This is a genomic window from Streptomyces sp. B5E4 (genome assembly GCF_039871555.1).
Lineage (GTDB): Bacteria > Actinomycetota > Actinomycetes > Streptomycetales > Streptomycetaceae > Streptomyces.
This window is the reverse complement of the sequence record NZ_JBDPMI010000008.1, coordinates 94,149-120,411: the sequence shown is the minus strand read 5'-3', so window position 1 is coordinate 120,411 and position 26,263 is coordinate 94,149. Positions and strand designations below refer to the sequence as shown.

The following is a 26,263-nucleotide window of genomic DNA, read 5'->3' as shown; positions in this document are numbered from 1 at the left end:
GCCGCGGGATCCCGCCGCCACGTCCCCTCAACCCCCGCCCGCGAGCGGCGAGTCGGCGGCAAAGGCGCGGCGCAGCCGGCGTACGCCCTCGCGCAACTGCGCGGTGCCCGTGCCGGCGGCGTAGCTCAGCCGCAGGTGCGGCGCCGGCGCCTCGGCGGTGAAGTACGGGGCCCCGGCCGTGACCGCGACGCCGTGGCGCAGCGCCGCCGCGGCCACGGCCGCCTCGTCGGCGCCGTCCGGCAGCCGCAGCCACAGGTGGTAGCCGCCGAGCGGCGGCCGGTCCGGCACGAGGCCCGGCAACTCGCCGTGCAGCGCGGCCAGCACGGCGGTGCGGCGCTCGCGCAACGCGCCGCCGAGCGCCCGCAGATGGCTCGCCCAGGCGGGGGCGCCGACGAGTTCGAGCGCGGTCTCCTGCAGCGGGCGCGGCACGAAGAGGCTGTCGACGACCTGGACCGCGCGCAGCCGCTCCAGCACCGGCCCGCGCGCCGACAGCGCGCCGATCCGCAGGCTGGGCGAGGCGGCCTTGGTCAGCGAACGGACGTGCACCACCACGCCGTCCGGGTCGTCGGCGGCCAGCGTCGGCGGCAGCGGTGCGGCGTCCGCGTGCGCGAGCCGGCGGGCGAAGTCGTCCTCGACGACGAACGCCCCGGCGGCGCGCGCGGTGCCGAGCACGGCCGCGCGCCGCCCGGGCGCCAGCACGGCGCCGGTGGGGTTGTGGAACAGCGGCTGGCAGACGAACACCCGGGCGCGGGTCGCGGCGAACGCCTCGGCCAGCAGATCGGCCCGTACGCCGTCGGCGTCGAGCGGCACCGGCACCGGCCGCAGCCCCGCGGCGCGGGCCACGGCGAGCAGCCCCGGGTACGTGGGCGACTCGACCAGTACCGCCGAACCGGGGGCGGCCAGCGCCCGCAGCGCGGTGGTCAGCCCGCTCTGCCCGCCGGCGGTGACCAGCACGTCCGCGGCGCCGAGCGGGCCCGAAGGGCCGCCGATGTCGCGGGCGAACCAGTCGCGCAGCTCCGTCAGCCCCGCGACCGGCGGCCGGGACCAGGTGCCCGGCCGCCGGCCGGCCCGCGCCAGCGCCCCGGCCAGCGCGCGCTCCGGGCGCAGCGAGGCGTGCGGGTAGCCGCCGCTCAGGTCGACGACCTCCGCCGGCGGCGCGGCGAGCGTGGCCAGCACCCCGGCGGCGTCGGCGGCGCGCGGGCCGGTGTCGACGGCGGCGTACGGCGGGTCCGCGGTCAGGGCCACCTCCTGCCACGAGACGTCGCCGAGGGTGCGCGCGGGCGCGCGGGCGGTGGCCTTGAACACCCCGGCGCCCGGCCTGCTGGTCACCAGCCCCTCGGCGGTCAGGGCGGCGATCGCGCGGGAGACCGTCACGGGGCTCACCCGGTGGCGCGCCACGAGCGCGCGGCTGGAGGGCAGCTTCTCCCCCGGGGAGTAGCGGCTCAGCTCGTCACGCAGGACCGCGACCAACTGGGCAACACTGCTACTGTCGTTCATGACAGCACAAGATAGCGCTACTCTGCCGGCGGCGATATCGGTCCGCGGCGGCACGCTCCTGGCCGCCCTCGCCGTGGTGTCCTTCTCCTTCAGCTTCCCCGCCACCGTCTGGGCCCTGGACGGCCTCGGTCCCTGGACGGCGACGGGCGTCCGCGGCCTGCTGGCCGGCCTGCTCGCGGCGGGCTGCCTCGCCGCCGCCCGGGCACCGGTCCCGCCACGGCGCGACCGGGTCGCGCTGCTGACCGTCGCCGGCGGCTGCGTCCTCGGCTTCCCGCTGCTGACCACGCTGGCGCTGCAGACCTCGACCACCGCGCACTCCGCCGTCGTCATCGGCGTGCTGCCGCTGGCCACCGCCGTCTGCTCGGCCGCGCTGACCGGCCGCCGCCCGTCGCCTGCGTTCTGGACCGCCGCCGGCGTCGGCGCCCTCGCGGTGCTCGTCTTCACGCTGGGCCAGAGCCGCGGCCTGCCCGGCACCGGCGACCTCTACCTCTTCGGCGCGCTGCTGCTGTGCGCGGCCGGCTACGCCCAGGGCGGCCGGCTCGCCGGGCACATGCCCGGCTGGCAGGTCATCGCCTGGGGCTGCGTCGCCGCGCTGCCCGTCTCCGTCCTCGTCACCGCGCTGGCGCTGCCGGAGGAACCGGTGCACCCGACCGGGCGGGCGGTGGCGGGTCTGGCGTACATCGCGGCGGTGTCGCAGTTCGGCGGGTTCGTGCTCTGGTACCGCGGCATGGCCGTGATCGGGGTGTCGCGGGCGAGCCAGATCCAGCTCGCCCAGCCGCTGCTCACCCTCGTCTGGTCGGTGCTGCTCATGGGCGAACACCTCGCTCCGCTCGCCCCGGTGACCGCGGTGATCGTCCTGGCCTGCATCGCCGTCACCCAACGCGCGCGTACCTGACGGCGGGTACCCCGGGACGGCCGGTCGGCAGCGTCCCGTACGGCGTACGACGGAAGGTCTCCGCACCTGTGCCGACCGCCTGTAGGGTGGCAAAGGGACATCAGAGGTGGAGGGGTGATCGTGGGAGTTTCCCTGGCCAAGGGCGGTAACGTCTCGCTCAGCAAGGAGGCACCGGGTCTGACGGCCGTGACCGTGGGGCTCGGCTGGGATGTGCGCACCACGACAGGCGCGGCCCATGACCTGGACGCCTCGGCGCTGATGTGCGGCGCGTCCGGGAAGGTGCTGTCCGACCAGCACTTCATCTTCTACAACAACCTCACCAGCCCGGACGGTTCCGTCGAGCACACCGGCGACAACCTCACCGGCGAGGGCGACGGCGACGACGAGTCGATCAACGTGGACCTCAGCCTGGTCCCGCTGCAGGTCGAGAAGATCGTCTTCCCGGTGTCCATCCACGACGCCGATCTGCGCGGGCAGAACTTCGGCCAGGTCAGCAACGCCTTCATCCGGGTCGTCAACCGCAGCGACGGCGTCGAGCTGGTCCGCTTCGACCTGAGCGAGGACGCCTCGACCGAGACCGCCATGGTCTTCGGCGAGCTGTACCGGCGGGCCGGGGAGTGGAAGTTCCGCGCGGTCGGCCAGGGTTACGCCTCGGGGCTGCACGGCATCGCCACCGACTACGGCGTCAACGTCGGCTGACCCCGCCCGCCGCGGCGACGGCCGCGGGCACGACGGCCAGCGCGAGTATGCCGCCGCCCACGGTCAGCAGGGGATAGCCGGCGCCGGCGACCACCGCGCCCGAGGCCAGGCCGCCGCCGGCGCCCGCGGCCGATATCGCGACGTCGACCAGGCCCTGGGTACGGGCCCGGGTGGCGGGCGGTACGGCGTGGGTGACCATCGCCGTACCGCTGACGAGCCCCAGGCTCCAGCCCGCCCCCAGCAGCGCGAGGGCCACCGCGAACACGGCCGTGGACTCGGTGGTGGTGGCGGCGACCACCCCCGCGGCCAGCATGGCCAGCCCCGCGGCGACGGCGACGGCGAGAGGGCCGCGGCGGTCCACGAGCCAGCCGGACAGCGGCGCCGGCAGGTACATCGCGCCGATATGGACGGCGATGACCAGGCCGGAGGCGGCGGTGCCGTGGCCGTGTGCGTGCATGTGTACCGGCGTCATCGTCATGATCGCGACCATGACGATCTGCGTGACGACCATGACCAGCGCGCCCGGCAGCACCCCCGCTCCGCGGCGCCCGGCCTCCGGCTTCGCGCCGGGCCCGGCCGCGGGCGGCGCGGCGGCGGCCTCCGCCGCGTCGAGTTCGCGCGCGAGCAGCAGCGGGTCGGGGCGTAGCCACACCGCCAGCACCAGGGCGGCGGCGCCGTACGCGGCGGCCGAGACGAGGAACAGTCCGGACAGCCGCGGGACGCCGAGCGCGGCGCCCAGATCGCCCGCGGGCACGGCCAGGTTGGGCCCTGCCACCCCGCCCAACGTGGTGGCGACGAGCACGGTGGACACCGCGCGGGCACGGTAGGCGGGCGCCGCCAGATCGGCGCCCGCGTAGCGGGCCAGCAGGTTTGTGGCGGTGCCCGCGCCGTAGACGGCCATCGCCGCGAACAGCAGCACCGAACTGCCGGCGACCGCCGCCGCGACGACCCCCGCGCTGCCGACGGCGCCGGTCAGATACCCGGCGGCCAGCCCGGGGCGGCGGCCGTACGCGTCGGAGAGCCGGCCGACGACGGCCGCCGCCAGCGCGGCCCCGGCGGTGGCCAGTGCGCCGAGCAGCCCGGCCAGGCTCGTGGAGCCGAGCATGTCCTGCGCGAGCAGGGCGCCGTTGGCCACGCCCGCGGCGAGACCGGCGCCGCTGAGCACCTGGGCGGCGAACAGGACGGTCAGGGCACGGCGTTGCGCGCGGGCCCGCGTGCGGACGGCGGGTACGGCGGGCGCGGTCGTGGTCACCTGGGTTCCTTCATGGGCGAGGGCGCGACGCATGGGCGATGCGCCGGTACGGCGCCGACGGTACGCGTCGGTCTCCGGCGCGACGGCGGGCGGGTCACGGGTGCGGGCCCGGCCGGCGGACCCGCGCCTGCGGATCCTTGACGCCCGGTGGCGGCCCGGACCGTCCGGCCGGTGCGGACCCGGCCGGACGGTCGGCGGGATCAGCCCCGCAGCCCCCAGTCGAGCCGGTCGTGCAGCCCGGCCGACTCGAAGGCGGCGGCAAGTTCGGCGCGGCCCTCGGTGAAGTGCGACCAACTGTCGTAGTGGACGGGGACCACCCGGCGGGCGCCGAGGACCCGGGTGGCCCCGGCCGCCTGCGCGCTGTCCAGGACGAGCGGCTCGCCGCCGAAGAGCACCGGCACCCGCGGTGCGCCGGCGAACAGGATCGCGGTGTCCACCGGGCCGAACCGCTGTGCCGTCTCCGCGACCGCCGCCGTGGAGGCGTTGTCGCCGCTGACATAGACGACGGGGAGCCCCTCGCCGGTCAGGACGAATCCGACGACCTCCCCGATCGCCGCTTCCACGACCGCGCGCGGCTCGGGTCCGTGCACGGCGGGTACGGCGGTGACCGTGACCGTGCCGCCGCCGGGCCGGTCCAACTCGGCCGTCTCCCAGTCGGCCAGCCCCCGGGCCCCCGCCCCGAGCCGCTTTCCGCCGCCGGGTGTGGTCAGCGTCACCGGGACGTCCGCGAGCAGCGCCCTGCCGGACTCGTCGAGGTTGTCGGGGTGTTCGTCGTGGGAGAGCAGGACCACGTCGATACGGCCCAACTCCGCCGGCGCCGCCGCCGGGGGCGCGGTCTTGGTCAGCGCCCCGCCCGGCACGTCGTAGTCGCGGGGCTGGTCGAAGGTGGGATCGGTCAGGAAGCGCAGACCGCCGTACTCGAAGAGGGCGGTGGGGCCGCCGAGGACGCGTACGGGGAACTGCTGGGCGGTCGTGCCGGCTGTGGCCATGAAGAACCTCACGGATGACAAGGGAATTATCCGTGAGGAACCCTAGCCCTGCCTCACGGATGACGGCAACCCGTACCATGAGACGTATGCCCGAGAGCCCGACCGGCGACTTCGCCGTCACCCCCGCCCCGGGGGCCGCGGACTATCCCTCGCTGGACTTCGTCAACAGCGCCATGGCGCTTCCCGGAGGGCAGTTCGCCGACCTCCTCGGCACCCCCGCCGGCGCCAACCGCTGGCTCACCGGGCACGGCCTCGCCCCGGCGGACGCCGGGATACGGGAGATGTGCGCGGCGCAGTTGCGCTCGCTGCGCGAGCATCTGCGGGTGCTGTTCGCCGCCCGCGCCGAGGGGCTGCCCGCCCTGCCGGCGGCGCTGGCCGCCGTCAACGACGCGCTCAGCCGCGCCCCCACGGCCGCGCTGCTGTACTGGGACGAGAAGAGCGGCCCCTACCGCGCGGCGCCGTGCCCCACCAACGAGATCCTCGACCGCGCCCTCGCCGTGCTCGCCGCCGACGCCGCCGATCTGCTGACCGCTCCCGACGCCGACCGCCTCACCCGCTGCGGCTCCAGCCCCTGCAACCGCTACCTGCTGCGCCACGGCCGCCGCCACTGGTGCTCCACCCGCTGCGGCGACCGCGCCCGCGCCGCCCGCGCCTACGCGCGGCGTACCCGGCCGAGTGACGGCTGAGCCCCGCCGCCCAGTGCCTCTTCCAGTTGGGCGACGCCCTTGGCGGTCTGGCTCTTGACGGTGCCCACCGAGATGCCCAGGGTGTGCGCGGTCTCGCGCTCGGAGAGGTCGAAGGCGTGCCGCAGCACGACGCAGGCGCGCTTGCGGAACGTCAGTCCGCGCAGCGCCTCGCGTACGTCCACGACCGCCGGCACGTCCGGCCCTTCGGCGTGCCCGTGGCTGTCGGTCCAGTACAGGGCGATGCGGCGGCGTTCGCGCACGGCGCTGCGGATGCGACTGCGGACGAGGTTGGCGACGACCCCGCGGGCGTACGCGGCCGGGTGGTCGGCGGCGCGCACCCGGTCCCAGCGGTGCCAGAGCGCGGCCAGCGCGTCGGCCGCCACGTCGTCGGCGCCGTCCGCCTCGCCGCTCAACGAGTTCGCCAGGCGGGCGAGTTCGGCGTAGTGGTGCTCGAAGAACTCGCGGAACTCCGCGGTCGCCGCGGCGTCGTGACCGGCACTGGGTATGCCCACGGTGGCCTCTCCTCGCCCTCGCGTGTCCAGGCCCCTGTTCACGTCATGAGTCATCGTTCAAGATGGTGAACGCAATCTAAGGCAGGGCGACTCGGGCGGCAACCCCCGCGGCCGACGCCGGCCTTCGCCGCCGGCCCCGGGGGTGCGGTCGGCCTCAGGGCTCGTCCGTGCGCGACTCCAGCTCGTGCCGGGTCTCCGGGCCGTAGACACCGCGCTCGTCCTCCTCCAGGCCGTTGACCGACTGGAAGGTGCGCACGCTGGTGCGTACGCCGTCGTCGTACGCGCCGTCCGCCGGCTGCAGCAAGCCCAGCCCGACCTGGCGCAGCCGGTGCTGCAGCTCGGTCACCTCGGGCCCGGAGTCGCCGGGGCCGAGTTCCGGCGGCAGGACGGGGACGACGGGGGAGGTGGGGGAGGAGGACGGCGGGGGGTGCGACGCGCCGTCGGCGGGCGGTGCGGTGGGGGCGATCGAGCCGATCTGCCCGTTCGCACGGCCCGGTTCGGGGTCGCCGGCGTGGTCGTCGCCGTCGGCCCCGCGGCCGTCGGGGGGCGCGTACCCGTCGCCGCCGCGGTCGCGGCCGGCACGGTCGTCGGGCTGCGTGCCCGCGCCGTCCACCGGCGGGCCGCCCTCGTCGTCGCCGCCCAGGGGGCCGCCGTCCGCCTCGCCGCCGGCGGACGGACCCGCGCTGATCCGGGCGGGGCCCGGGCCCGCGTCGTCCGACTCCGAACCGCCGGTCAGCAGCCCGGCGGTGACGATCAGCCCGGTGAGCACCGCCGCTGCCCCGCCGGCCGCGAGCAGCAGCCCGGCGGGACGCCCCCGCCGCCCGCCGCCGAAGGCCGCAGCGGACGCGTCCGGCTCCGTACCCTCGACGCGCACGACCGCGCCTCTCGGCGCGACCTGCGGCAGAAACGCCGCGCGCGGCACCGGCAACAGCTCCGTCCCGGGCCCCGGTTCACTCCCGTCGCCGGTCTCCTTCTCTCCGCCGGCCTCGGTCGCCCGCAGGACGTACGGTCTGATCAGCCGCGGCTCGGCCCGCTGCCCGGTCGTCGGTGTGCTGCCGGTCGTCGGCGTGTCCGATTCCTGCGCCGCGTCCGCCGCACACGCACAACTCGGCCTGCCGTCCTCCCTGAGCGGTGCGAAGCACCGCGGACATCCGTCGGATGGCACTGGCGTTCCCCTCCAGTTCGATGCCGACGATTATGCAAGCAGGCGGCGGTTCGCGCGGCCGATTCGCCCCCCGTTTGCCGCGCGTGTGCACCGGCAAAACGCCCCACCACCCGCGCAATCCGTCGCATACTGGCGTCGCCCCCCCAAGGCCGAGCTCTCGGCTGCACCAGGGAGGCCCCGCATGGACAACGACCGCACCTTCGGCGTCACGGCTTGGATCATCGCGCTGACCATCACGGTCGTCGCGCCGCTGGCGCTGGTGCTCTACCTCGTGCTGTAACCGGCCGACGGGTCGCTCTGCGGGCGTAGTTAGGAAAGTTTCCTTCCAGTCTTGACGGGGTGCGGAAAGGACCTTAGCTTTCCGGCCACGCCCATCTGCGCTCCGGATGGCATCACCCCCCAAAAAACTGGAGACCCCCCCATGCGAAGGACCAAGCCCCTCCTGCTCGGTTCCGCCAGCGTCGCCACCGCGGCGCTGCTGTTCGCCCTCACCCCGCAGCTCAGCGCAGGAGCCGACGAGGACGCCGCCGCGGCCGGCCGCGACACCCGCGGTGCGACCGCGGCCCAGGCCGCCGCCCGCGCCGCGGCCCCGGCGGGCTCACCCGTCGCGGAGAACGGCCGGCTGGCGGTCTGCGACACCATGCTCTGCAACGAGCAGGGCCGGGCCGTCCAGTTGAACGGCATGAGCTCGCACGGCACCCAGTGGTACGAGCAGTGCCTCACCGACGGCTCCCTCGACGCGCTGGCGCAGGACTGGGACGCGGACGTGCTGCGCGTGTCCACGTACGTCCAGGAAGACGGCTACGAGACCGACCCCGAGCGGTTCACCGCCCTCGCCCAGCGGGTTGTCGACCAGGCGATAGAGCGCGGCATGTACGCCGTCATCGACTGGCACATGCTCAGCCCCGGCGACCCCAACGCCAACACCGCCCTCGCCAAGCGCTTCTTCACCGACATGGCCAGCAGGTACGCGGACCAGCCCCACGTCTTCTACGAGATCGCCAACGAGCCCAACGGCGTCGGCTGGGGCTCGGTCAAGAGGTACGCCGAGGAGATCATCCCCGTCGTCCGGCAGCACGACCCGGACGGCGTCGTCCTCGTCGGCACCCGCGCCTGGTCCTCCTTCGGCGTCTCGGACGGAGCGGACGAGCGCGAGGTGATCGACAATCCGGTCGACGCCGACAACATCATGTACACCTTCCACTTCTACGCGGCCTCGCACGGGGACGAGTACCTGCAGACGCTCTCCCGCGCCGCCGACGCGCTCCCGGTGTTCGTCACCGAGTTCGGCACGCAGAACTACGCGGGCGAGGGCCCGAACGACTTCGCGATGTCGCAGCGGTACCTGGACCTCATGAAGCAGAAGGGCATCTCCTGGACCAACTGGAACTTCTCCGACGACTTCCGCTCGGGTGCGGTGTTCAAGGAGGGCACCTGCGACGGGAGCCAGTGGACGGGCACCGGCGTGCTGAAGGAGGCCGGGGTCTGGATCCGGGCGCGTATCAAGGAGTGAGCGCGCGAGCGCGCGACGACCGCGGGACCGGCCCGGTGCGGGCCGGTCCCGCGGCTCTTTCGTGCGACGAAGGTGCCGTCGGAGCTGTCAGCCGACGTTGATGTTGGAGCTGCCGCTGCTCTGGTAGCCCTCGGTCGCCATGATCATGTAGTAGCTGAAGTTGCCGAGCTGCATCCCGGCCCGCGACCAGGCGTCGAAGTGGGTGCCGGTGCTGATCGTGCCGCCCACCCGCCTGGACCTGTTGACGCTCCAGAACTGCGGGAAGGTTCTGGTGCCCTCGACGGACGGGGCGTTGTAGCGCATCGTGTGGTAGATGTCGTACGTGACGCCGTCGCTGCTGACCGAGCCCCGGTTCTCGCCGGTGGGCCGGTAGGTGCCGTAGCTGTCGACGATGTAGTACTCGACGAGCGGGTTCGAGGTCCAGCCGTAGAGGCAGAGGTAGCCGTTGCCGGACGGGCTGAAGCTGCCGGAGTAGTTCACGCTGCGGCGGCTGCCGTTGCTCCAGCCCTTGCCGCAGACGAAGTTGCCGGTGTTGCGCCACGAGGTGCTGTAGTTGCCGCCGTTGCCCAGCGTCATCGAGACCGTGTTCTGCGCGTCGGTCCAGAACGAGTAGTAGTACCCGTTGTGGTTGCCGGTCTGGTTGGTCGTGATGGTCTGCGCGTGCGCGGCTCCGGCGGGCAGGAGCGTGGCCGCGGACGCGCCGAGGGCCACTGCGCCGGCGCGGCCGACGAACTGCCGGCGGCTCACGCCGTGGGGGGTGCCGTTCGTGTTCATTCTTCCTCCTCGTGACGGCAGGCAGGACGTGCCTGCCGCCGGGCCAGGGTGGCGCCGAACGGGTTGTGCGTCAGTGTTGGACGGGAGTCACGGAGTGTCAACAGTTTCGGCATTGATTCCGAAACATTGCCGTGTGGTGGCGTCGAGCCTGACAAGAGTCTTTGCAGCTCAAGGCGTTGCCAACGGGAGAGTGGCAACGAGAACCCGCTGTCTGCGTGTTGAGAAGATCCTCTTCGCGGCCCTGATGCTCGAAAGTTTCGAGTGATCACTTGACCTGGTCGTGGCGACCGAGGAAGCGGAAGGCGCCGTCCCGGACCTCGTACAGGAACGCCGCCTTGTCCGGCTGGAGCGTGTGCACCAGATCCCGGGTGAAGCGCAGCGGCTTGGCGATGCCCGTGTGGCTCACCTCCACGATCCGCTCCGCGATCTGGCCCCGCACGATCTCCGCACCGCCGCCCAGCGCGTCGAGCGCCGCGGCGATCAGGCCCACGGCGTCGTACGCCTCGGCCGCCCAGCGGGGCGGCGCGGTGTCGTAGCGCTCGCGGTACGCGGCCGTGAAGTCGCGGGCCGCCGCCGACGTCGCCTGCTCCGCCGCCGTGTACGGCGCGCCGAACACCCAGCCCTCGGCCGCCGCCCCCGCCGCAGCCAGGAACGCCGGCCGCATCATCGGCTCGAACGACGCCCGCGGCCCGTCGAAGCCCGCGGCCGCGAGCGCGCGTGCGCACGCCGCCGCGCGCTCCGCGGAGGCACCCGCGTAGACGACCGCCTGCGGGTCCCCGGCCAGCGCCTCGGCGACGGCGGGGCCGAACCCGGCCGACGCCGCCACCTGGTGGAAGCTCACCTCGCCCTCCCCGGGCGGCGCCTCCCGCAGGCTTGTCACGACGCCCCGGGCCGCGTCCCCGGCCGCCCGGTCGTCCACGACGGCGGTACGCACCACTCGCTGCACCCGGGTCAGGTAGTCGAGAATCGGATGCGCCTGGTAGGCGCCCGACACCCGGGTACCGACGAGTGACGGGGCGTCGATCCTGTCCACGTCGGCCGCGTCGATGTCGACCGACACGTCCACGGCGGCCAGCGACTCCTGCCCGTACAGCGGGACCGCGGCGCGCAGGGTCTCGACCGTGGTCGGGCCGAGCACCGCGCGTACGGCACGCTCGCCGAGCACCCGGCGCACCACGTCCCGGGCCCGGCCGGGCTCGCCGCCGTCGTCGTACGTGACGAGGGCGAGCCGGAAGCGCACGTCCTCGCGGGTGTTGTGCCGCTCCACGGCGAGGCGGGCACCGCGCTCCTGGGCGATGCCTGCGCCCTTCTGGTCACCCGTCAGGGAGGCATGCAGGGCGAGGGTGTGGGTGGGCGGCCGCGGTGCGCCGCCGCCGTTGCCGTCGGAGCCGCCGCGGGTGGCGAAGAGCGCGCCCGCGCCCGAGGCGGCGAGGACGGCGGCGGCGGACCCGCCGATGGCGAGGAACCGGCGCCGCGAGGGCCTGCGGCGGCCCCCTGCGGTGGTGGCCACCGCCTCGGGCGGCGCGGCGTCGGCGAGTGTGCTCTGCCGCGGCGGCGGGTCGAGCGCCCGGGCGGACCGCTCCGCGACGAGCCGCAGCACGGGGGAGGGCAGCCAGTCGCGGGGGTCGGCGACGGGCACGGGAGCCGGGGCGCCGGGAGCGCGGTCGCGGGGCCGGTCCGCGCGGCGTACGCGGGGTGCCGGTGGTTCACCGGGGCCGCCGGGGACGCGAGGGTCCGCTGCCGGTGGCGGGACGTCGCCGGGCGTGTCCGGGGCACGTACGCCCGGGAGCCGCGGATCGCGGGTGCCGGCAGCCGCGCCGGGTCCGGCCGCGGGGTCCTCGTCCGCGCCGGGGCGATCCGCTGCCGGGTGGGCCGGCCGCTCTCCGGTGCCGCCGCCCGCCACGGCCCGGGGCTCACCCGGGTGTTCGGGCGCTGCGGGCCGCCGCTCCGCCACGCCGTGCTCGGCGGCCTCCGTCCCCTCGTACGGCAGCGTCTCCGAGGCCGGACCGGCCGTTCCGTCCCGCAGCACGCGCGTGTCCGCGTCCGGCTGCGGTGGCACCGGAAGCCGCGGGTCTGCGGGTCCCCCGTCCGGCGCCGCATCCGGCCCCGTGTACGCGGCGGCCGTCCCCGGCCCCGGGGCGGCAGCCGGCTCCGGGGCCAGGGAAGCCGCCAGCTCCGCCGCCGCGGGCCGGTCCTGCGGATCCTTCGCCAGGCAGGCCGTGACGGTCGTCCGCAGCTCCCGCGGCAGCCCTCTCAGGTCCGGCTCCTCGTGGACGGTCCGGTACAGCACCGCCGCCGGGTTGCCCGTGCCGTACGGGCGGCGCGCCGTGGCCGCGTACGCCAGCACGCACCCCAGCGCGAACACGTCGCTCGGCGGCCCCGCCCGGCCGCCCGCCCTGATCTGCTCCGGCGCCAGGTACCCGGGCGTGCCGATCACCGCGTCCGGCGCCGTCAGCGCCGTCGCCCCGGAGTCGTGCGCGATGCCGAAGTCGATCAGCCGCGGCCCGTCGAGCGCGAGCAGCACGTTGCCCGGCTTGACGTCCCGGTGCACCAGTCCCGCCGCGTGCACCTCCGCCAGCGCCTCCGCCAGCCGCGCACCGAGCGCCGCGACGGCGTACGGCGGCAGCGGCCCGTACCCGTCCACCGCCTCCACCAGCGCGGGACCCGGCACGAACGCCGTGGCCAGCCACGGCGCCCGGGCCTCGGCGTCGGCCGCAGTCACCGGCACCACCCAGCGGCCCGTCAGCCCCGTCGCGAGCCGCACCTCGCGACGGAACCGGGCGCGGAACGCCGGGTTCGCCGCGTGCTCGGGCCGGATGACCTTCAGCGCCGCCAGCGTGCCGTCGCCGGCGCGCGCCAGGTAGACCACGCCCATCCCGCCCGCACCGAGCCGGGCGAGCAGCCTGTGCCCGCCCAGCTCCTCCGGGTCGTCCGCGCGCAGCGCCCGCATCGTCCGCCCTCCCCGTCAGGAGCCGGGGAGCGCCACCGGGCCGACGTAGCCGAACCGGCCGTCCTCGACGCGGTGGTGGTGGACCGGCCCCTGCGCGATCTCCCTGCTGTCGTCGAAGCTGTACGTGGCCGTCAGCCCCTTGAACTCCGCGGCGGTCAGCGACGCGGCCAGCGCCTCCCGGGTGGGCCTGCGCCTGCCCTTCCGCGCGAGGGCGGCCAGCCGGTCGGCGATCAGCCGCGTGACGTCGTACGCCTCCGCCGCCCACGGCCCCGGCGCGGAGCCGAACCGCTTGCGGTACGCGGCGGCGAAGTCCCGTACGCCATCGGCGTCCGCACCGACGTACGGCGTCAGCGCCTGCCAGCCCTCGGCCGCGCGCGCCGCCACGGACGTGAACGGGCCGCCGGCCGCGGGCTCGTCGAGGAACCGCGGCCCGTCGAAGCCCCGCTCCGCCAGCTCGCGCGCGACCGCCGCGGCGCGCTCGGGCGTGCCGGTGTAGTAGAAGCCGTCCACGCCGTGGCCGATCATGTCCGCCACCACAGGACCCAGGGCCTCGGCGCCCGCGGCGGCCGGTACGACGCGCAGGTACAGCGCCAGCTCCGCACCCGCCGCCGCGTTGTGCGCCATGCTGCTGTGCTCGAAACCGCGGATCGCACCCGCCCGGTCGGCGAGCAGGCCCACGTTCGTCACGCCCTGGCCCAGCAGCGTGAACACCGTGGTGTAGGCGGCCCGGGCGCCGAGCGCGGTGGTGTGGAAGTACGTCTTCGGCTCCCCGGCCAGCGCCGCCTGCGCGGCGCTGAACGACCCCTCAGAGACCGTCAGCAGCGGCATCCCCGCGGCGTCGTAGGCGTCCAGGGCCGCCTGGGCGGAGGCGTAGCCCGTGGGGCCGAGGACGGCGAGCACGTCCTGGTCGCCGACCAGCCGCCTGGCGACGGTCAGCGCGCGGGCGGGGTCGCCGCGGTCGTCGGCGACGGTCAGCTCCAGCGTGAACGGCGCGTTCTTCCGGGCGTTGAACTGCTCCACCGCCAGCCGCGCGGCCCGCTCCTGGGCCGCACCCGCCCCTTTCTGAGGTCCCGTCAGATCCGCGTGCAGCCCGAGGGTGCGGCGCGGGCCCCTCGCCTCCGCGGGCGGCCCGCCGTCGTCGCGGAGCGCCGCCCACAGCGCGGCTCCGCCGCCCGCGGCGAGGAGCACGGCGCCGCCGCCGGCCAGCGCCAGGACCCGGCGGCGGCCGGGGCGGGCGGAGTCCGCCGGGGCCACGGTGGTGTCCACCTCCGCCGCGTCCCCGGCAGGCGCTGCGGAGGCCACGGTGGGCTCGATGCCGGGCAGTTGCAGCATCTCCGCCGACCGTTCTGCGACCATCCGCACCACCGCGTCCGGCAGCCAGTCGATGTCGCCTTCCGGCGCGTCGGCGTCCAGCTCGGTGTCCAGCCCGGCCGCGGTGGGCCGCCCGTCGGGATCCTTGGCCAGGCACCGTACGAGCAGCGCCCGCAGCCCCTCGTCGGCGAGGCCGTCGAGATCCGCCTCGTCGTGCACCGTGCGGTACAGCAGCGCGTCCGCGGCACCGGTGCCGAACGGCGGCCGGCCGGTGGCCGCGTACGCCAGCACGCACCCCAGCGAGAAGACGTCGCTCGCCGGCCCGACCTGCCGGGCCCGCGCCTGCTCGGGGGAGAGGAAGCCGGGCGTGCCGACGACCATGCTGTCCGACGTCAGTTCCGTCTCCTCGGCCGCCGTGGGCCGGGCGATGCCGAAGTCGATGAGCCGCGGGCCGTCGAGCGCGAGCAGCACGTTGCCGGGCTTGAGGTCGCGGTGGACCAGGCCGGCGTCGTGCACCGCGGCGACCGCGCGCGCGAGCACCTTGCCCAGCACCCGTACGCCGCGGCCCGGCAGCGGGCCGCAGGCGGTGACCGCCTCGGCCAGCGACGGGCCCGGCACGAACGCCGTCGCCAGCCACGGCGCGACGGCCTCGGTGTCGGCGTCGAGCACGGGCACCACCCACGGGCTGGCGACCCGGCGGGCGGACGCCGCCTCGCGGCGGAAGCGGGCCCGGAACTCGGGCTGTTCGGCGTACTCGGGCTGGATGACCTTGACCGCGGCGGGGGCGCCGGCCCGGGTGCGGGCGAGGTAGACCACGCCCATGCCGCCGGCGCCGAGCCGGCCCAGCAGCCGGTTCCCGCCCAGGTGCGCGGGGTCGGAGGGGAGCAACTGATCCATCAGTCGCCCTCCTTCGCACCCGCGGGGTCCGAGGGATCCGCGGAGCCGCCGTCCCCGCCGCCGGTGTCCTCGCGGGCGACCGCGACCTGGGCCCGCTGCATCATCGTCACCATGGGCTCGATGCTCACGCCCGTCACATCCCCCGCCGCCGTCTTCGCCCCGGCGCAGACGGACACGCCGACGACCACCGGGCCGAACGTCGACTGGTCCCACGAGTACGGGTACGGCCCGCCCCGGGTGTCGCTGACGCATTCGCCGTGCTCGGACAGCGAGTCGTCGCTCGTCTCGTTGGCGCCCTCGCCGCGCGCGAGCGCCGTCGACGTCAGGCCGGTCAGCCGCTCGCCCGCCCGCAGCGTCTGCTCCGGGCAGCCGACGGCCTCCTCCAGCATCCGTGCCTGCTCCCACGCCGCATCCAGGGTCGATCGGTGCACGGTGACGGTGGCGGAGAGCTCGGCGGTCCCCTTGCCGTCCGCGGCGGGTATCTCGAAGTAGCGGGTGAGCGTCGCCAGTACGTCGTCCGGCAGTTCTTCCGTGCGCCACGCGCAGTCCTCGGCGAGAACCGTCCAGCGCGCGGGATCACTCTCGTACGGCGTCGCCCGTACCGCGGCGGAGCCGAACTGCTCCGGCCCGACGATGACGTCCTCGATCAGCCGCCGCGCCTGCGCCGCGGTGCGCGGGACCTTCTCGGGGTCCGCCTCGGGCACCGGGGACGGCGCGGGCGGCGCCTCGTCCTTCGTGCCTGCGCTCGTGCTCGCGGTCGCCTTCCCCTCGGGCCCACCACCGCTGTCGCAGGCCGCGCCGCCCACGACCAGCACGGCGAATAACGCCGCGGGAACACCCCGGCGGCGCATACGTCTTCCGTCCACCATGACTCCCACCCCTGCCCTCCGCAGCCACCCGGCCCGAACGCCGCGAGGCGGCCACCCATACGGATGCCGCTCCGGTGTCCCGGCGGCACAACCGCCGGGACACCGGAGCGGCATCGCGTCTTGGTGCTGAACTTTACAAGGGTGCGGGACTCCTGGCACCGCCTGGAATGCCGTTGCCATGGCGGGGCGGTTGCACGTACGTTGACGGCATGGGAACGCTGTGATCACCGCCGGGCGCACGACCGCGTAGAGCCACGCTCCGCATGTCGTCGCGCCCGTCCGTGCGCGAATCCCGCCTCCCCGCTCCCTTTCACGGCGCCGCGGCGCGTTCTCGTGTACGGACCCGTCCTCGATCCGTCGCGAGCGGCCACGGCCGGGAACAGGGGCACCTACCTTGACCACCGCACAACTCTCCCTCCACACCGTCACCAAGCGCTACGGCGAGCGCATCGTCCTGGGCGGCGTGACGCTCACCGTCCGGCCCGGCGAGAAGGCCGGCGTCATCGGAGACAACGGCTCCGGCAAGTCCACGCTGTTGCGGCTCCTCGCCGGCCGGACCGGGCCCGACACGGGCGGGACGACCCTCGTCACCCCCGGCGGCCTCGGCTATCTGCCGCAGAGCCTCGACCTGCCGCCGGAGGCCACCGTCCAGGATGCGGTCGACACGGCGCTCGCCGAACTCCGCGCGCTCGAAGCGGAGCTGCGGCGCGCCGAGGCGGGGCTCGCCGCGGCGGCGCCCGGCGCGCCGCTGGACGCGGCCCTGGCCGCGTACGGGCGGCTCGTCGAGGAGTACGAGACCCGCGACGGCTACCGCGCGGACACCCGCGTCGACGCCGCCCTCGCCGGACTCGGCCTCCCCGGCCTGGCCCGCGACCGCCGCCTGGGGACCCTCTCCGGCGGCGAGCGCTCCCGCCTCGCCCTGGCGGGGACACTGGCGGCCCGCCCGGAGGTCCTGCTGCTCGACGAGCCGACCAACGATCTGGACGACCGTGCGGTCGCCTGGCTGGAGGACCACGTGCGCGCCCACCGCGGCACGGTCGTCGCGGTCACCCACGACCGGCTGTTCCTGGAGCGGCTGACGACGACGGTCCTGGAGGTCGACGGCGGCCGGGTCACCCGCTACGGCGACGGCTACGAGGGCTACCTCGCCGCGAAGGCCGCGGAACGCGCGCGCCTGGTGCGCGAGTACGAGGAGTGGCGCGCGGAACTCGCCCGCAGCCGCCGCCTCGCGGAGTCCGCCGCGACCCGCCTCGCGGCGATCCCCCGGGCGCAGCCCCTGGCGGTCTTCGGCCATGGCGCGTTCCGCAGGCGCGGCAGGACCCACGGCGCCTCGGTCCGCATCCGCAACGCCAAGGAGCGGGTGTCCCGCCTCACGGCGAACCCGGTCCCGACCCCGCCGCAGCCGCTGGTGTTCCAGGCGCGGCTGCGGTCGGGCGGCCCCGCAGTGCCGCCGGCCGGTGGGGGCGGCGCGGCTGCCGCGGAGGGGGACGAGCAGGGCGGCCCGGCCGCGCGCGGGGCCGCGGCGACGCCGGCCGGCGGCCGTGAGCCGGTTGCCGCGGATGCGGGGCAGCCGGGCGGCGGCACCCCGGACGGCCCCGATCCGGCGGAGCCGGTGCCGGCCGCCGCCGAGTTGGCGGACGTCGTCGTCGGGGACCGGCTCCGGCTGAACTCGCTGCGGCTGGGGAGCGCCGAGCGGTTGCTCGTCACCGGGCCCAACGGGGCCGGGAAGACCACCCTCCTGCGGGTGCTGGCCGGTGAGCTGCGGCCGGAGTCCGGGGTGGTGCGGGTGCCCGGCAGGGTGGGGCATCTGCGGCAGGAGGAGACCGCGTGGCCGCCCGGCGTCACCGTGCTGCGGGCGTTCGCCGCCGATCGCCCCGGCACCCCGGACGAGCACGCCGCACAACTGCTGTCCTACGGCCTGTTCCGCCCGGCGGACCTGCGCCTGCGGGTGGGGGAGCTGTCGTACGGGCAGCGCCGCCGCATCGACCTCGCCCGGCTCATCGCCGAGCCGGTCGACCTGCTGCTCCTGGACGAGCCGACGAACCACCTGTCGCCGGTGCTCGTCGAGGAACTGGAGCAGGCGCTCGCCGCCTACGCGGGCGCGCTGGTCGTGGTCACCCACGATCGCCGGATGCGCGCACGCTTCACCGGCACCCGCCTGCACCTCGACGGGGGAACCCCGCGCCCACCGGAGTGACGCCCCACCGGGCCCGCCGCGGCTGCGGCGGGCCCGGCCCGCCCCGCGGGCGGAGCCCCGCCGACGCGGCTGCGCGGGCCCGCAAGGCGGCGGCCGATCGTCTCGCAGGCGGGTGCGGCACCTCCGCGGGGTTTCACCCCTGGGCCCGGCCACGACCCGCCACGGCGTCCGCCCCCACCGGGCCGTCGCCCGGCCGGCGGTCGGGGCGCCTCCACCCCGTGGCCTGGCGATCTCCGCCGCGCCCGCCGCTGGGGGTACCGCCCGGCGGGCCGTCCCCGCGGGTGGGGAGATGCCGCGCATGCTGGGGGGATGTCCGTCGCCAGGTTACTTTCGTCCCGGTGGTTCGTGGCGACGCTCTTTGTCGTCATCACGTTCGCCGACCTCGTGACCGCCCGGAGGCAGTCGCTCGGGGCGCTGTTCTCCGTCATCCCCGTGCTCGTCGCGGTGAACGGCGGGCGGCTTGCCGTCGTCGCCGCCGGAGCGCTCGGGGTGGTGCTGGCCGCGTTGCTGAGCTGGTACAACCACGACGCCGGGCAGGCCCAGTTCTTCGCCCGCTTCATCGCCGTCGTCGGCGCCACCGCGCTCGGGCTCGTGGTCCAGGCGGTGCGCGTCGACCGCGAGACCCGGCTTGCGCGGGCGCAGCGGATCGCGGACGTGGTCCAGCGGGCGCTGCTGCCGGTGCCGCCCCACCGCGTGGGGCCCTTCGACGTCGCCGCGACCTACGCGTCCGCCGCGCACGACGCGCAGGTCGGCGGCGACCTGTACGACGTCGTGGACACCGGCTCCGGCCTGCGGGCCGTGATCGGCGACGTACGCGGCAAGGGGCTGCCCGCCGTGCGCATCAGCGGCGGCGCGCTCGGCGTCTTCCGTGCCGTCGGGCACGACGAGCGGGATCTGCCGCTGATCGCCCGCCGGATGGAGCACAGCGTGCTGCGCGAGGCGGGGCCGGAGGACTTCGTCACCGTGCTGCTCGTGGAGGTCAGCACGGGTGGCCGCTGCACCCTCCTGTCGTACGGACATCCCCCGCCCCTGGTCCGCAACGTCGCGGGCGAGGTGCGCGAGGCCCCGGTCGCCCCCCACCCGCCGCTGGGTCTCGGGCTGCTCCGGGCCACCGCGCCGGAAGACGGCCCGGCACCCCGCGGCTCCGGAGTCGTCCCGGCCACCGACCCCGCGATCGACCCCCTCGCCGCCCCGGCCCCCGGCGCCCCCGCGCGGACCACCGAGCTGATCCTCGCCCCCGGCGACGAACTGCTCCTGGTCACCGACGGCGCCCTGGAAGCCCGTAACGCCGCCGGCGAGTTCTACCCGCTGGCCCCGCGCTACGCCGCCTGCCTGGGCCCGGACGACCCGCCCGCCGAGGTGCTCGCCGCGCTCAACGCCGACATGCGCGTCTACTGCGGCGGCGAACTCGACGACGACTCCGCGCTCGTCCTGCTGCGCTACATGCCGCCGCTGCCCGGCGAACGCTCGTCCTCCGCGGACGCCGTCTCGCCCCGCTGAGCCGGCAGCCGCGGCACCTCGGCCGCACCCGCCTCCGCGTGCGTTTCCCCGCCACCGGCGGAGCCGTCCCCCGCGTCGGCCGCCTCGGTGGCGGCCTTGTGTTCCGCCGCCTGCGCCCGGCGCTCCGCCTCCCGGGCCTCCCGCCACGCCGTCACCCGCAGCGCGACCGGCTCCGTGTACCGCGCCGCCAGCGGTCCGACGATCACCAGCACCAGGACGTACGCCGTCGCCAGCGGCCCCAGGTCCGGTTCGACGCCGGCGGTGACCGCGATCCCCGCGATGACGATGGAGAACTCGCCCCGCGCGACCAGCGTGCCGCCCGCCCGCCAGCGGCCCTTCACCGAGATCTCGGCGCGTTTCGCCGCCCAGTACCCCGTCGCGATCTTCGTCAGCGCCGTCACGACCGCCAGCGCCAGCGCCGGCAGGATCACCGGCGGGATCGACTCGGGGTCGGTGTGCAGGCCGAAGAAGACGAAGAACACCGCGGCGAAGAGGTCGCGCAGCGGACTGAGCAGGTTGTACGCGCCCTCCGCGACCTCGCCGGACAGGGCGATGCCCACCAGGAACGCGCCCACCGCCGCCGACACCTGGAGCTGCTGGGCGAGCCCGGCGACCAGCAGCGTCAGCCCCAGGACGACGAGCAGCAGCTTCTCGGGATCGTCGCTGGAGACGAAGCGGGAGATCAGCCGGCCGTAGCGGACGGCGATGAACAGCACCGCGCCCGCCACACCGAGCGCGATGGCCAGCGTGAGGCTGCCCTGCGCGATGCCGACGCCGGCGACCAGCGCGGTGACGATCGGCAGGTACACCGCCATCGCCAGGTCCTCCAGGACCAGCACGCTGAGGATCACCGGCGTCTCGCGGTTGCCGAGGCGGCCGAGGTCGCCGAGGACCTTGGCGATGACGCCGGAGGAGGAGATCCAGGTGACGCCGGCCAGCACCACGGCGGCGACGCCGCCCCAGCCGAGCAGCAGCGCCATGATCGCGCCCGGCAGGGCGTTGAACGTGAAGTCGACGACCCCGGCGGGGTACTGGGTCTTGAGGTTCGAGACCAGGTCGCTGGCCGTGTACTCCAGGCCGAGCATGAGCAGCAGCAGGATGACGCCGATCTCGGCGCCGATCGCCACGAAGTCCTCGCTGGCGCCGAGCGGCAGCAGCCCGCCCTCGCCGAAGGCGAGCCCGGCCAGCAGGTACAGGGGGATGGGAGAGAACTGGAAGCGGCCCGCGAACCGCCCGAGCAGACCGAGCCCGAGGATGATGGCGCCGAACTCGATGAGGAAAACCGCGTAGGAGTGCAAGCGCTCACTCCCGCCCGAGCAGCGCCGCGGCCGCCTCGATGCCTTCGCGGGTGCCGATCACGATGAGCGTGTCGCCACCGGCGAACCGGAAGTCGGGGGTGGGGGAGGGGATGGCCTCCGCGCGCCGCAGGACGGCCACGATCGACGCGCCCGTCTCGGTCCGGATCCGCGTCTCGCCCAGCACCCGGCCGTTCCAGTACGACGTGGCCGACAGCTCGACGCGCTCGGCGACCAGCCCCAGGTCGGTGGTGTGCAGCAGGTTCGGGCTGTGGTGCGAGGGCGTGAGCGCGTCGATCAGCGCGGCCGTCTCGGCGCCGTTCAGATGCAGCGACTGCATGCAGGCGTCCGGGTCGTCGGAGCGGTAGACGTTGATCGACCGGGTGCCGTCCCGGTGCGCGATCACCGACAGGTGCTTCTTCTGTGCACGTGTGGTGAGGTCGTACTTCACACCGATGCCCGGCAGCGGCGTGGTGCTCATCCTTGGAGCAGGCACGGCCCGTCCCCTTTCCGGCTCTTGCTGAATGTCGCGCGTCCGCGGCCCCGGGATTCTGGCAGCCGATCCCCCCGCGCGGCGCAGCGGATATCGTGCCATCCCGGCGTACGGCCGGAACATGGGTGTCAGCACGGATGGACAGCCCGGCCCCGGCGGGGCCACCATCAGTGCCGGGACGGTCGTCTTCTCCGCCGGTCGCAGCCTCGGTCAGGCCCGGTCCCGCCCGCTGCGTCCACCGTCCCCAGGGAATCCCCGAATGAACCGAGCGGTCAAGGCCCGCGTCCTGCTGGCCGACGACCACGCCCTCGTACGCCGCGGGATCCGGCTCATCCTCGACGCCGAGCCCGACCTGACCGTCGCCGCGGAGGCGGGCGACGGCGCGGAGGCCGTCGCGCTCGTCCGGGACGGCGCGGTGGCCGTGGACCTGGCGATCCTGGACGTCGCGATGCCCCGGCTGACCGGGCTGCAGGCGGCGCGCGAGCTGTCCCGCCTGCGTCCGGGGCTGCGGATACTCATCCTGACGATGCACGACAACGAGCAGTACTTCTTCGAGTCGCTGAAGGCCGGCGCCGCCGGCTACGTGCCGAAGTCCGTCGCCGACCGGGACCTCGTCGAGGCGTGCCGGGCCGCGCTGCGCGACGAGCCGTTCATCTACCCGGGAGTCGAGACGGCCCTCATCCGCCGCTACCTCGACCGCGCCCGGCAGGGCGACCCGCTGCCGGCCCGGCCGATCACGGAGCGCGAGGAGGAGATCCTCAAGCTCGTCGCCGAGGGGCACACCTCGAAGGAGATCGGGGACCTGCTGGTCATCAGTGCGAAGACGGTCGAGCGGCACCGGGCCAACCTGCTGCAGAAGCTGGGGCTGCGCGACAGGCTGGAACTGACCCGATACGCGATCCGCGCGGGCCTGATCGAACCCTGACGGGGCCCGACCGGGCCTGACCGGATCCTGACGCCGCGCCGGGTGTGAGCGTCGGCCGGAAGACCGGCGGGGTACGGCCCCGTGGCCGCACCCCGCCCCCCCCGTCAACGCCCCCGTCCCCGGCGGCGCTCCCCGGCGACCGGATCAGGCAGCGGACTCCGCGGCCGCCGGCGCCGTCCGCCCCGGCGTCAGCGCGCCCGCGATCGCCGCCGACACCGCCGCCGCGACGGCCGCCACCGTGAACGCCTCCGTGAACCCCTCCAGCGTGCTGCCGACGAGGCTCGCCGCCGCCACGCTGGAGACCACCGCGGCGCCCAGCGAGGCGCCGAACTCGTGGAAGGTGCTCACGATGCCGGAGGCGATCCCCGCCTCGTGCGGCTCCACCCGCCCCAGCGCCGTCGCCGAGGCGACCACGAACATCGCGCCCGTGCCCAGCGCCGCGACGGTCACCCCGATCGCGACCGTCACCGGCCGCATCGACAGGGCGGGTACCGCGAGCCCGGCCGCCGAGGCGGTCAGCGCCGCGATGGCGGGCACCCGTGCACCCGTTCGGCCGATCAGCCGGCCGGTGAGATCCGCCCCCAGCATCGCCGCGAACGCGACGGGCAGGAAGAGCAGCCCGGTGCGCAGCGCACCGTAGCCGCGGGCGTGCTGGTAGTAGAACGTGCCCAGGAAGAACACCGCCACCATCAGCGCCGTCGCCATCAGGATGAGGAACGCGCCCGTGGCCACCGGCCGCCGGGCCAGCAGCCGCACGTCCATCAGCGGGCTGCGGGCGCGCCGCTGCCAGACGGTGAACAGCAGGTAGCCGACGGCCGCGAGCAGGACGAGCCCGGCGGTACGGGCGGTGAGCCAGCCGCGTTCGCCGGCGTCGATGAGGCCGTAGATCAGCGTCGCCGTCGAGGCGGTCACCAGCGCCGCGCCGAGCATGTCCACCCGCGGCCGCTCCGCGGGCGCGGGGCGCGAAGGCAGCAGCACCGCGAGCACGGCGACGATGACGAGCCCGATGGGCACGTTGACGTAGAAGACCCACGGCCAGCCGGGGCCCGCGGTCAGCAGCCCGCCGAGGAGGACGCCGAGTGCCGCACCGCCGCCGCCGAGCGCGGACCAGATGCCCAGGGCCTTGTTGCGCTCCTCGCCCTCGAAGAGCGTGACCACGAGCGAGAGCGCGGCGGGTGACAGCATCGCCGCGCCGACGCCCTGCGCGATCCGCCCGCCGACGAGGGTGCCGCCGGACTCGGCGAGCCCGGTGGCCAGGGACGCCGCGGTGAAGACCAGGAGCCCGGCGAGGACCACGCGCTTGGGGCCGATCAGGTCCGCGATCCGCCCGCCGAGCAGCATCAGCCCGCCGAACGTCAGCGTGTACGCGCTGACCGTCCAGGTCAGCGCCGCGCGGCCGAGTCCGAGGTCGGCCCCGATGTGCGGGAGCGCGATGGCCACCACCGTGACGTCGAGGATCAGCATGAGCTGGGCGACCCCGAGGAAGCCGAGGATGCGCCAGCGGGCGGGGTGCCGCCCTTCCTTGGTCGTGTGCCCGACCTCGTGCGAAGTCATCAGTGCCCTCCCGATATCTCGTACGTTGATGTACGAGTTCTAACGGAGGACTGTAACGCAAACATTCCCGTACGAGTTAGGCTGGCCCGCATGACCGCCGCCCCCCGCCCCCGGGCCGGAGCGCGCCAGCGCCGCCGGGCCGACGCCGAGCGCAGCATCGCCCGCATCGTCGCCGCCGCCCGGGAGGAGCTGCGCTCCGATCCCGCCGCGACCACCGACGACATCGCCAAGGCCGCGGGCGTGGGGCGGATGACCCTCTACGGGCACTTCAAGACCCGGGCCGACCTGGTCGACGCCGCCCTCCGGGACGCGGTGGAGGACGGCGACCGGACGCTGGCGGCGGTGGATCTGGCGGGCGACGCGTACGCGGCGATGCGCCGGCTGCTGGTGTCGAGCTGGGCGCTGGTCGCCGAGTCGGCGGCGCTGCTGACCGCCGCCCAGGGCGTGCTGCCCGCGGGCCGGGTGCGGGAGCTGCACGCCGGCCCGGCGGCGCGCGTCGACGAACTCGTCCGCCGCGGCCGGGACCAGGGGGTCTTCCGCACCGACATGCCGATCGCCTGGCTCGTCGGAGTCGTACAGCACATCCTGCACGGCGCCGCCGAGGACATCCGCGCCGGCCGGCTGGCGCTGGCGCCGGACGAGGTCTCCGACGTGGTCACGACGTCGGTGCTGGCGGTGCTGGCGACACCGCCCGGCCCGTAGCCCGGAGCCGCGGCCCGTGCGGCCCGCGGGAACGGGCGGCGGCCTCAGCTTCCGCCCGGGTACGCCCTGTTCGTGATCCGGACCGCGTCCTGGTGCACCAGCCAGCGCGTCAGATACGCCCAGCCCGCGTGCATGGCCACCCACTCCTCCCGCCCCACGTACGGATCCGCGTCCTCCGGCGCGTACGTCCGCCCGTCCGCGTGGCGTTCCTGCATGGCCAGCGCCCGGCCCGCGTGCAGCCGCTCCCAGTACGCGCCGCCGGTGCTCGCCCGGCCGTCGAGCCGCAGGTCGCGCGCCACCACGTCCATCGCGACGAAGTCCATCCGGCGCGACGGGCCCCAGCTCGTGCCCTGCGGGAAGTAGATCTCGTCCGAGCCGCGCACGTACATCGTCCCGCCGGGGGCGGCATAGGGCGGGCTGGTGAACTGCCGGTCGGCGAGGGCGGCGTAGACGACGTCGAAGTTGTGCAGGGCCGCCCGCGGTGCGGCCCGGCCGGCGAGCGCGGAGGTGAGGACGGCGTGGGTGTTCTGCACGGCGGTGGCCATGTAGTCGGGGTGGACGATGCCGTGGTTGACGACGAGGCCGTCCTCCTCGGCGTTCCAGCCCTCCACCCAGCGGGACACCGGCCTGCCGTGCAGCACTTCACGGCTGCCGACGTCGGAGGGGCGGGCGAAGGCGGAGACCATCAGCTCCAGGTTCGCCTGCCGCCACGCGGGCGCGTTGCGGTGGCCGGGCATCATCGCGGTGGCGACCTGGAGCAGCATCGCGTTCCACGAGTTCTCCTCGGCCTTGCTGTCGCCGGGGGTCTGCTCGACGCCTTCGCGGTCCTTCCAGTACGGCACGTCGTAGCCGCGGAAGCGGTCCGCCTCGTACTCGGTCATCGCGCGCACCCACTCCCGCTCCGCGGGCGTCAGGTCGTCCCACAGCAACCAGCCGGCGAACCCGGCCATCGACGCCCACAGCGCGCTCTGCCACGCCTCTCCCCAGCCGCCCGGCTCGGTGGCGCGGTGATGCCCGGCCACCGAGGTCAGCAGGCGCACGGCGATCGCGCGGGCCCGCGGCTCGGCGACGCCCGTGCCCTGCGCGTCGTACGCGCCCGTGGCCAGCGCGGCGGCGAGCGCGAACGCCTCGGCGGCGACGGGGCGTATCCGGTGCTCGGTGGTGCCGCCCAGGTCGAGCAGGCCCTCGTCGCCCTGGTCCCCGAAGCGGTCGTCGTACCAGGTCGTCAGCGCGTAGCGGTTGGCGTTGACCAGGATCGCGCGCAGCCGCGCGGCGTCCTCGCCGGCCGGCGGCCCTTCGTCGAAGTCCGACCACGCGACGGGCACGACCCGGGCGGACGGCGGCGGCGCGGTGGCCGCCGCCCCGGCGGGCAGCGCCGGGAGCGCGGCCAGCAGCGTCGCGAGCAGCGCGACGAGGAGCACGAGACGCGGCCGCCGGCCGCTTCCTGCAGGACCCATGGCGCTGCCTCCTCCGGAGTCGTCCGACCCGTCTCCCGGAAAGTAACCGCTTGCTACGCCCTCGTGAACCCCTCCCGCACCCGGCCCGCCCGCGGCCGCCGCCCGCCGATCGCACATAGTGGTACGCACCG

21 protein-coding genes are annotated in these 26,263 nt (G+C 75.4%); 8 read left to right on the top strand and 13 right to left on the bottom strand.

Annotation, left to right across the window (positions count from 1 at the left end; translation table 11 throughout):
- Positions 1 to 27 precede the first annotated feature (27 nt).
- Positions 28 to 1,497 carry a PLP-dependent aminotransferase family protein gene (locus tag ABGA99_RS13430; protein WP_347577414.1) on the bottom strand — a complete coding sequence of 490 codons (1,470 nt, stop codon included), beginning with the start codon at positions 1,495 to 1,497 and terminating at the stop codon, positions 28 to 30.
- A gap of 73 nt (positions 1,498 to 1,570) precedes the next feature.
- On the opposite strand from ABGA99_RS13430, the gene ABGA99_RS13425 reads away from it, so the two are divergent.
- Both ABGA99_RS13425 and ABGA99_RS13420 read left to right on the top strand, forming a co-directional pair.
- Complete coding sequence (locus ABGA99_RS13425; protein ID WP_347577578.1) at positions 1,571 to 2,392, top strand: DMT family transporter; 822 nt, start codon at positions 1,571 to 1,573, stop codon at positions 2,390 to 2,392.
- Positions 2,393 to 2,512: 120 nt separating this feature from the next.
- Positions 2,513 to 3,091 (top strand): TerD family protein, encoded by a 579-nt coding sequence (locus ABGA99_RS13420; RefSeq protein ID WP_347577413.1) that lies wholly within the window; start codon positions 2,513 to 2,515, stop codon positions 3,089 to 3,091.
- On the opposite strand, the gene ABGA99_RS13415 is transcribed toward ABGA99_RS13420, so the two are convergent.
- Complete coding sequence (locus tag ABGA99_RS13415) at positions 3,078 to 4,343, bottom strand: MFS transporter (protein WP_347577412.1); 1,266 nt, start codon at positions 4,341 to 4,343, stop codon at positions 3,078 to 3,080. The two genes, ABGA99_RS13420 and ABGA99_RS13415, sit on opposite strands and share 14 nt — an antisense overlap.
- 200 nt (positions 4,344 to 4,543) lie before the next feature.
- Positions 4,544 to 5,332: an MBL fold metallo-hydrolase gene (locus ABGA99_RS13410; RefSeq protein WP_347577411.1), complete on the bottom strand. Its 789-nt coding sequence runs from the start codon at positions 5,330 to 5,332 to the stop codon at positions 4,544 to 4,546.
- 86 nt (positions 5,333 to 5,418) lie between these two features.
- Between ABGA99_RS13410 and ABGA99_RS13405 the strand changes: the two genes are divergently transcribed.
- The gene (locus ABGA99_RS13405) at positions 5,419 to 6,018 is read left to right on the top strand and encodes an ABATE domain-containing protein (protein ID WP_347577410.1); all 600 of its coding nucleotides are present in this window, start codon (positions 5,419 to 5,421) and stop codon (positions 6,016 to 6,018) included.
- On the opposite strand, the gene ABGA99_RS13400 is transcribed toward ABGA99_RS13405, so the two are convergent.
- Positions 5,985 to 6,530, bottom strand: coding sequence for a SigE family RNA polymerase sigma factor (locus ABGA99_RS13400; protein ID WP_347577409.1), 546 nt, complete (start codon positions 6,528 to 6,530; stop codon positions 5,985 to 5,987). The genes ABGA99_RS13405 and ABGA99_RS13400 overlap by 34 nt on opposite strands.
- Positions 6,531 to 6,684: 154 nt before the next feature.
- Positions 6,685 to 7,404 (bottom strand): peptidoglycan-binding domain-containing protein, encoded by a 720-nt coding sequence (locus ABGA99_RS13395; protein ID WP_347582711.1) that lies wholly within the window; start codon positions 7,402 to 7,404, stop codon positions 6,685 to 6,687.
- 712 nt (positions 7,405 to 8,116) lie between these two features.
- Between ABGA99_RS13395 and ABGA99_RS13390 the strand changes: the two genes are divergently transcribed.
- Entirely contained in the window at positions 8,117 to 9,208 is a 1,092-nt protein-coding gene (locus ABGA99_RS13390; RefSeq protein ID WP_347577407.1) for a glycoside hydrolase family 5 protein, read from the top strand.
- An 87-nt stretch (positions 9,209 to 9,295) separates the two neighbouring features.
- On the opposite strand, the gene ABGA99_RS13385 is transcribed toward ABGA99_RS13390, so the two are convergent.
- The 4 genes from ABGA99_RS13385 to ABGA99_RS13370 all read right to left on the bottom strand — a co-directional run bounded on the left by ABGA99_RS13385 (position 9,296) and on the right by ABGA99_RS13370 (position 16,009).
- A complete protein-coding gene (locus tag ABGA99_RS13385; protein WP_347577406.1) occupies positions 9,296 to 9,982 on the bottom strand; it encodes a glycoside hydrolase family 11 protein in 687 nt (228 codons plus the stop codon).
- Between the two features lie 265 nt (positions 9,983 to 10,247).
- A complete protein-coding gene (locus tag ABGA99_RS13380; RefSeq protein WP_347582710.1) occupies positions 10,248 to 12,932 on the bottom strand; it encodes an ABC transporter substrate-binding protein in 2,685 nt (894 codons plus the stop codon).
- A 15-nt stretch (positions 12,933 to 12,947) separates the two neighbouring features.
- A complete protein-coding gene (locus ABGA99_RS13375; protein WP_347577404.1) occupies positions 12,948 to 15,140 on the bottom strand; it encodes a bifunctional serine/threonine-protein kinase/ABC transporter substrate-binding protein in 2,193 nt (730 codons plus the stop codon).
- Positions 15,140 to 16,009 carry a hypothetical protein gene (locus ABGA99_RS13370; RefSeq protein WP_347577403.1) on the bottom strand — a complete coding sequence of 290 codons (870 nt, stop codon included), beginning with the start codon at positions 16,007 to 16,009 and terminating at the stop codon, positions 15,140 to 15,142. Before ABGA99_RS13370 ends, ABGA99_RS13375 begins: the two co-directional genes overlap by 1 nt.
- A 394-nt stretch (positions 16,010 to 16,403) precedes the next feature.
- Here ABGA99_RS13370 and ABGA99_RS13365 point away from each other — a divergent pair, with 394 nt between their 5' ends.
- Entirely contained in the window at positions 16,404 to 18,206 is a 1,803-nt protein-coding gene (locus ABGA99_RS13365) for an ABC-F family ATP-binding cassette domain-containing protein (protein ID WP_347582709.1), read from the top strand.
- A 309-nt stretch (positions 18,207 to 18,515) separates the two neighbouring features.
- Positions 18,516 to 19,706, top strand: a complete 1,191-nt coding sequence (locus tag ABGA99_RS13360; RefSeq protein WP_347577401.1) for a PP2C family protein-serine/threonine phosphatase — start codon at positions 18,516 to 18,518, stop codon at positions 19,704 to 19,706.
- Here the strand turns inward: ABGA99_RS13360 and ABGA99_RS13355 are convergent.
- On the bottom strand, positions 19,646 to 21,004 hold the full coding sequence (locus ABGA99_RS13355; RefSeq protein ID WP_347582708.1) for a cation:proton antiporter: 1,359 nt from the start codon (positions 21,002 to 21,004) through the stop codon (positions 19,646 to 19,648). The genes ABGA99_RS13360 and ABGA99_RS13355 overlap by 61 nt on opposite strands.
- Before the next feature lie 4 nt (positions 21,005 to 21,008).
- The gene (locus tag ABGA99_RS13350) at positions 21,009 to 21,482 is read right to left on the bottom strand and encodes a TrkA C-terminal domain-containing protein (RefSeq protein ID WP_347577399.1); all 474 of its coding nucleotides are present in this window, start codon (positions 21,480 to 21,482) and stop codon (positions 21,009 to 21,011) included.
- A 271-nt stretch (positions 21,483 to 21,753) separates the two neighbouring features.
- Here ABGA99_RS13350 and ABGA99_RS13345 point away from each other — a divergent pair, with 271 nt between their 5' ends.
- Positions 21,754 to 22,419, top strand: coding sequence for a response regulator transcription factor (locus ABGA99_RS13345; RefSeq protein WP_347577398.1), 666 nt, complete (start codon positions 21,754 to 21,756; stop codon positions 22,417 to 22,419).
- Between the two features lie 144 nt (positions 22,420 to 22,563).
- Here ABGA99_RS13345 and ABGA99_RS13340 read toward each other — a convergent pair whose 3' ends face one another.
- Positions 22,564 to 23,973 (bottom strand): MFS transporter, encoded by a 1,410-nt coding sequence (locus ABGA99_RS13340; RefSeq protein ID WP_347582707.1) that lies wholly within the window; start codon positions 23,971 to 23,973, stop codon positions 22,564 to 22,566.
- A gap of 90 nt (positions 23,974 to 24,063) precedes the next feature.
- Here ABGA99_RS13340 and ABGA99_RS13335 point away from each other — a divergent pair, with 90 nt between their 5' ends.
- Positions 24,064 to 24,675 (top strand): TetR/AcrR family transcriptional regulator, encoded by a 612-nt coding sequence (locus tag ABGA99_RS13335; RefSeq protein WP_347577396.1) that lies wholly within the window; start codon positions 24,064 to 24,066, stop codon positions 24,673 to 24,675.
- A 44-nt stretch (positions 24,676 to 24,719) separates the two neighbouring features.
- On the opposite strand, the gene ABGA99_RS13330 is transcribed toward ABGA99_RS13335, so the two are convergent.
- Positions 24,720 to 26,132, bottom strand: a complete 1,413-nt coding sequence (locus tag ABGA99_RS13330; protein ID WP_347577395.1) for a hypothetical protein — start codon at positions 26,130 to 26,132, stop codon at positions 24,720 to 24,722.
- Positions 26,133 to 26,263 lie beyond the last annotated feature (131 nt).